The organism is Sphingomonas bacterium (genome assembly GCF_903644135.1).
In the GTDB taxonomy this organism is placed as follows: domain Bacteria; phylum Pseudomonadota; class Alphaproteobacteria; order Sphingomonadales; family Sphingomonadaceae; genus Sphingomonas.
In genome coordinates, this window is sequence record NZ_CAHJXA010000151.1 from 1 (window position 1) to 6552 (window position 6552).

General features: G+C 71.1%; 7 protein-coding genes. 4 read left to right on the forward strand and 3 right to left on the reverse strand.

Features of this window, described 5'->3' with window-relative positions:
* Window positions 1-1136 (reverse strand): APC family permease (locus tag HUU96_RS09160; protein ID WP_174292520.1); only part of this gene is annotated, 1136 nt, incomplete at its 3' end.
* Window positions 1137-1413: 277 nt separating this feature from the next.
* On the opposite strand from HUU96_RS09160, the gene mgtE reads away from it, so the two are divergent.
* From mgtE to HUU96_RS09180, 4 genes are all read left to right on the forward strand, one after another.
* Window positions 1414-2856 carry a magnesium transporter gene (mgtE, locus tag HUU96_RS09165; RefSeq protein WP_217430302.1) on the forward strand — a complete coding sequence of 481 codons (1443 nt, stop codon included), beginning with the start codon at window positions 1414-1416 and terminating at the stop codon, window positions 2854-2856.
* Window positions 2853-3044: a hypothetical protein gene (locus HUU96_RS09170; protein WP_174292521.1), complete on the forward strand. Its 192-nt coding sequence runs from the start codon at window positions 2853-2855 to the stop codon at window positions 3042-3044. Before mgtE ends, HUU96_RS09170 begins: the two co-directional genes overlap by 4 nt.
* Before the next feature lie 92 nt (window positions 3045-3136).
* Window positions 3137-4750, forward strand: a complete 1614-nt coding sequence (locus HUU96_RS09175) for an NAD(P)/FAD-dependent oxidoreductase (protein ID WP_174292522.1) — start codon at window positions 3137-3139, stop codon at window positions 4748-4750.
* Window positions 4747-5286, forward strand: a complete 540-nt coding sequence (locus HUU96_RS09180; protein ID WP_174292523.1) for a pseudouridine synthase — start codon at window positions 4747-4749, stop codon at window positions 5284-5286. Before HUU96_RS09175 ends, HUU96_RS09180 begins: the two co-directional genes overlap by 4 nt.
* Before the next feature lies 1 nt (window position 5287).
* Here HUU96_RS09180 and HUU96_RS09185 read toward each other — a convergent pair whose 3' ends face one another.
* Both HUU96_RS09185 and HUU96_RS09190 read right to left on the reverse strand, forming a co-directional pair.
* Entirely contained in the window at window positions 5288-5788 is a 501-nt protein-coding gene (locus tag HUU96_RS09185) for a DUF4142 domain-containing protein (RefSeq protein ID WP_174292524.1), read from the reverse strand.
* 11 nt (window positions 5789-5799) lie between these two features.
* Window positions 5800-6552: SDR family oxidoreductase (locus HUU96_RS09190; protein ID WP_174292525.1), on the reverse strand; the 753-nt coding region annotated here is incomplete at its 5' end.

Below are 6552 nucleotides of genomic sequence, written 5' to 3' on the forward strand. Positions count from 1 at the left end.
CGCCGCAGCACCCAGGCGGCGGCACAGCCGGCGGCGTACAGGCCGCAGGCGGAGAGGACCGACAGCACCACCAGCGTCTCGAACGTGCCGGTGATCGCCAGCACGGCGGCGAGACCGGCATGAACGAGGATCGCGGTGGCCGGGACGCCGGTGCGCGGCGAGACGCGACCAAGCGCGGCGGGCAGGAAGCCGTCGCGCGCAAAGGCGAACAGCACGCGCGGCGCGCCGAGCAGGTCGCTGCCCAGCCAGAAGCCCATCGACACCGTCGCGCCGACCACCAGCAGCAGCCCCAGCCGCGGATCGACCGTCGCGATCGCGTCGGCCAGCGGTGCCGTCGATCCGGCGAGCGCGCCGCCGAGCAGGCCCTGCGCGACGAGCTGGATCGCCACATAGGCGATGACGACGAACGCCATCGCCCCTATCAGCCCGCGCGGCAGGGTGCGCGCCGGGTCCGCCACCTCGCCGCTCGCGCCGAGCACCGTCTCCATGCCCTGGAACGCGAACAGCGACAGCAGCACGGCGCGGCCGATCCCGCTCGCATCGGGCGCGACCCCTTGCGACAACCGCGCCGGCGCGACGAACAGCGCGCCGACGACGATGAACATCAGCAGCGGCACCAGCTTGACCACCGTCGTCACCGCAATCAGGCGCGACGCGCGGCCGGCACCTGCGAGGTTGACCAGCGTCAGCGTGCCGACCACCGCCAGGATGACAACCGCCCGCGCGCCGCCGGCCTGCAGCGCCGGGGCCAGCCGGCCGAGCGTCGTCGTGAACGCGGCGGCGATCCCGCCCGCCGCCAGCACGCAGGACAGCCACAGCAGCACGCCGGCGACGAACCCCGCCAGCGGACCGAACGCCGCCTCGACATAGCCATAGGTGCCGCCGCTGGTCGGCACGCGGCTGCCGGCCTCCGCGAAGCACAGCACGACCGCGCCCATCGCGAGCGCACACAGGAGGTAGGCGACGAGCGCGTAGGGCCCGGCGGCGCGCGCCATGCCGGCGGGGAGGGTGAAGATGCCGGCTCCGACGACGATGTTGACGATCGCCGCGGCCAGCCCGAACGCGCCGATCCCGCGGCGCAGCCCGGCATCGCGGATGCCTTCGGGCAAACGAACGGCGGCGCTGCTGTCGGTCATCCGGTGCTCCTTGCAAGATGCACCGGTCTAACCGACGCTCCCGCGTGCGTCTCGCATTTATGACGCAATCGTCCGCCCGATTGACAGGCCTGCCGACTGGGCGCAGTGGCGCGCCGCTTGCGGGCGATTCAGGCCATGATCGAGCAGTTGAGAGTCCGTCAGCACAATGCCGAGCGACAGTAGCAATCGACCGTTTCCGCCGCCCGTGGTGCTGATGGCCTGACCCTGCCGGGGCTCGCCTCGGCCCGCGTGCGCCGGGCCGATCATGAGGTGAGCCATGCAAGACCGTCCCGATCATGACGAGGTGTTCGACGCCAGGGCGACAGCCGCCGGGCTGATCGGCGGGCGCGGTGCGGACATCGCCGACGTCCTTGACGGCTATGATGTCGACGAGGCCACCGCGATCGTCGAGTTCCTGCCGCTGGAGGAGGCGGTCAAGGCGTTCGACCAGCCCGGGATCGGCTGTCCCGAGGAGATCGTCGCGCGGCTGCCGCGGTCGGTCGCGATTGCGCTGCTCGACGCGATGTCGGCCGACCGGACCGCCGATCTGTTCCGCTCGCTGGACGAGCCGGCACGGTCCGAGCTGCTGGCGGGGGTGACGCCGGACCTTCGCGCCACGGTCGAGCGGCTGCTCGGCTATCCGGAAGCCAGCGCCGGCTCGATCATGACCACCGAGTTCGTCGCGGTGCCGTCCGCCTGGACGGTCACGCAGGTGCTGGATCATATCCGCATGGTCGAGCGCACGCGCGAGACGGTCTACTCGGTCTACGTCACCGACCCGGCCAGCCATGCGCTGGTGCAGGCGGTGACGCTGCGGCGGCTGATCTCGGCCGATCCGCGCGCCAACGTGCTGAGCGCCGCGCCGCAGCGCCGGCCGGTGACGATGGGTCCGAACGACCGCCGCGAGGAGGCGATGCGGCTGATCTCCAAATACGACCTCTTGGCGATTCCGGTGACCGACCGCCGCGGGCATGTGCTCGGCATCGTCACCGTCGACGACGTGATCGACGCGATGGTCCGCCGCCAGACCACCGAGGTGCAGCGCTTCGGCGGCGTCGAGGCGCTGGACGAGGATTACCTGCGGATCGGCTTCTGGGCGATGATCCGCAAGCGCGCCGGCTGGCTGTGCGCGCTGTTCCTGTCGGAGATGCTGACCGCCTCGGCGATGCAGGGGTTCGAGGGCGAGCTCGAAAAGGCGATCGTCCTCACGCTGTTCATCCCGCTGATCATGTCGTCGGGCGGCAATTCGGGCAGCCAGGCGACTTCGCTGATCATCCGCGCGCTGGCGCTGCACGAGGTGTCGCTGGGCGACTGGTGGCGGGTGGCGCTGCGCGAGCTGCCGACCGGGCTGACGCTGGGCGCGATCCTGGGGGTGATCGGCATCGTCCGCATCGCGCTGTGGCAGCATCTCGGCTTCTACGATTACGGCGTGCACTGGCCGCTGGTCGCGGCGACGGTCGGCGCGGCGCTGGTCGGCATCGTCACCTTCGGCTCGTTCGTCGGCTCGATGCTGCCGTTCGGGCTGAGGCGACTGGGCTTCGACCCGGCGAGCGTCCGCGCCGTTCGTCGCGACCCTGGTCGACGTGACCGGCCTCGTCATCTATTTCGGGGTCGCGGCGGTGATCCTGCACGGCACACTGCTGTGACGCTCGACACTAGCCGAGCGCGCGCAAATCGCGCATCATCGCCGCCTCGTCATCGCAACAGGAGGAACAGATGATCGTCAGGACGCTGATCGCCGCCGCCGGGCTGGCCCTGCTCGCCACCGCGCCCGCCAGTGCCGCCGCGCCGTGCAAGGATGCCAAGGGCAAGTTCACCAAATGCCCGCCGGCCAAGCCGACGCCGACCCGCTGCCGATCGAACGGCAAGTTCGTCAAGTGCGGCACGCCCGGCGCGAAGCCGGCCTGACGGGAAGCGACCTGACCGGCCGCTCGCTCGCGCTAGCCTCGGCCGGTCAACGCCCGATTGGACCGCCGCCGCCGCGCGGCTAAAGGCGGGCGGTGATCCGCCTGACCGACCTCAAGCTGCCGCTGCACCATCCCGACGAGGCGCTGCCGGCGGCCATCTGCAAGCGGCTGCGGATCGGCCGGCGCGATCTCGTCCGCCACGCCGTCGCCCGGCGCGGCCATGACGCACGCGACAAGACCAACATCGCCCTGGTCTATTCAGTCGACGTCGCCGTCCGCAACGAGGCGGTCCTGCTCGCCCGGTTCCGCAAGGACGCGCAGGTCCAGCCGACGCCGGACACAAGCTACCGGCCGATGACCGTGCCGGCCGGGTCCGAGCGGCCGGTGGTGATCGGGGCGGGCCCCTGCGGGCTGTTCGCGGGGCTGGTGCTCGCGCAGATGGGGCTGCGGCCGATCATCCTCGACCGCGGCAAGCTGGTCCGCGAGCGCACCAAGGACACCTGGGGCCTGTGGCGGCGCGGCGTCCTCAACCCCGAGTCGAACGCCCAGTTCGGCGAGGGCGGCGCTGGCACCTTCTCCGACGGCAAGCTCTACAGCCGCATCAAGGATGCGCGGTATCTCGACCGCAAGGTGCTGACCGAGTTCGTCAAGGCCGGCGCGCCGCCCGAGATCCTGACCGAGGCGCATCCGCATATCGGCACCTTCCGGCTGGTGAAGATGGTCGAATCGATGCGCGAGACGATCGAGGCGCTCGGCGGCGAGTATCGCTTCTCCACCCGCGTCGAGGGGCTGGATGTCGCCACCGATGCGGCCGGCGAGCGCCATGTCCAGGGGCTGCACCTCAACGACGGCGGCTATCTGGCGGCGACCCGCGTCGTGCTGGCGATCGGCCACAGCGCGCGCGACACCTTTGCGGCGCTGCACGCGGACGGCGTGCATGTCGAGGCCAAGCCTTTCTCGCTCGGCGTGCGCATCGAGCATCCGCAATCGTGGATCGACCGGGCGCGCTTCGGTGCCGATGCCGGCCATCCGGTGCTGGGCGCGGCCGAGTACCACCTCTCGCATCACTGCTCCAACGGCCGCACGGTCTACAGCTTCTGCATGTGCCCGGGCGGCACCGTCGTCGCCGCGACATCGGAGGAGGGGCGGGTCGCGACCAACGGCATGAGCCAATATTCCCGCAGCGAGCGCAACGCCAATTCCGGGCTGGTGGTCGCGATCGACCCGGCGCGCGACTATCCGGGCGACCCGCTCGCGGGGTTGGCGCTGCAACGCCATTGGGAGGAGCGCGCCTATGTCGCCGGCGGGGCGAGCTATCGCGCGCCGGCGCAGCGGCTCGGCGACTTTCTGGCGGGGCGGCCGTCGACGACGCTGGGCAGCGTCGTCCCGTCGTACCGGCCGGGCGTCCAGCCGACCGACCTCGCGCTCTGCCTGCCCGACTTCGTGGTGGCGGCGATTCGCGAGGCGCTGCCGGTGTTCGGCCGTCAGATCCGCGGCTACGACCATCCCGACGTGGTGATGACCGGGGTGGAGACGCGCACCTCCTCACCGGTGCGTTTTACCCGCGGCGCGGATGGACAGAGCCTCAACACCGCCGGCCTGTTCCCGGCCGGCGAGGGCGCGGGCTATGCCGGCGGCATCCTGTCCGCCGCGGTCGACGGCATCAAGGTGGCGGAGGCGCTCGCCAGGAGCATCGGCGCGACGTGACCACGATCCTGTTCAACAAGCCCCATGGCGTGTTGAGCCAGTTCACCGACGCGCGCAGCCCGATCGCGCGGGCGACGCTGTCGGACTTCATCGACCTGCCGGGCGTCTATCCGGCCGGCCGGCTGGACCGCGACAGCGAGGGGCTGCTGCTGCTGACCGACGATGGCCGCCTGCAGGCGCGGATCGCCGACCCCGCATTCAAGCTGGCCAAGACCTATCTGGTCCAGGTCGAAGGCCTGCCGGACGAGGCGGTGCTGAACCAGCTGCGCGGCGGCGTCATGCTCGCCGATGGCCCGACCCGGCCGGCGGAGGTGGCCCTGATCGACGATCCGGGCCTGTGGCCGCGCGATCCGCCGATCCGGGTTCGCGCCAGCATCCCCGACCGCTGGCTGAAGCTGACCATCCGTGAGGGCCGCAACCGGCAGGTGCGCCGGATGACCGCCGCGGTCGGCCACCCGACGCTGCGGCTCGTGCGGTGGAGCGTCGGCGATTGGACGCTCGCCGATCTCGCACCGGGCCGGTGGCGACCGGCGTGACCTAGCCGCCGAGCTTCGCGCTCATCTGCTCGGCCATGGCGAGGTGCGACTGGATCACCGGCAGCGCTGCCGCCGCAGCCTGCCGAACCGCCGGCGCGTCGCCCGTCGCCGCATAAAGCTGCGTGGTCACCAGCGCCGAGCGGTGCGACAGCGCCTGTTGCCGCCAGTAACCCCGATCGAACTCCTGCCCGCGCAGGCTCTGCAGCGCCGCCAGGAACGGTGCCTGGCTCTCGCTGACCGCCATGGGCGGCGGCTTGAGCCCGGCGCTGGCGGTGGCGTCGCGCAGCGCCCGGCTGGTCTCGCCATGGTCGTGGATCATCTGCCGCGCAAAGGCGAGCACGTCCGGATCCTTGCTCTCGGCCAGCGCCGATTGCGCTTCCATGATCTCGAACGTATCGGACTCGCCCGCTGCCTGGACGTAATCGCGGGTCTGGCGCGATCCCGGCTCCTGCGCTGCCGCGGTGCCGGCGAGCAGCGCAGCGGCGATCGCGACGGTGCTCATCATGCCGATCCTCATGGCTGACCCTGCCCGCCGCCAGCCCCATAGATGTTGCCGGTGGTATAGCTGCCGTCATCCTCCGCCAGCCTGACGAAGATGCCGGCGAGCTCGGCCGGCTGGCCGGGGCGGCCCAATGCCGAGGTTGCGCCAAAGGTGACGAGCTTGCCCTGGCTGGCCCCGCCCGACACCTGCAGCGGTGTCCAGATCGGGCCGGGGGCGACGCCGTTGACGCGGATGCCCTTGGGGCCGAGCTGCTTGGCCAGCGACTTGACGTAATTCATCGTCGCCGCCTTGGTCTGCGCATAGACGTACAGGTCGGGATCGGGGTTATACGCCTGTTCCGACGTGGTGCCGATGATCGCCGAGCCGGGCTGCAGATGCGGCAACGCCGCCTTGATGATCCAGAACGGTGCGTAGATGTTGGTCTTCATCGTCCGGTCGAACTCGTCGTTGGTCACGTCGAGGATCGAGGGGATGGACTGCTGCCGCGCGGCGTTGCAAACCAGGATGTCGAGGCCGCCGAGCGCGCTGATGGCGCGGTCGACAAGCTGGCGGCAGAAGCCCTCGGTGCGGATGTCGCCGGGGATCGCTGCGGCCTTGCGTCCGGCGCGATGGATCAGGTCGACGACCTCGCGCGCGTCGGGCTCCTCCTCGGGCAGATAGTTGATTGCGACGTCGGCCCCCTCGCGCGCAAAGGCGATCGCGGCGGCGCGGCCCATGCCCGAATCGCCGCCGGTGACCAGCGCCATCCGCCCGCGCAGCCGGCC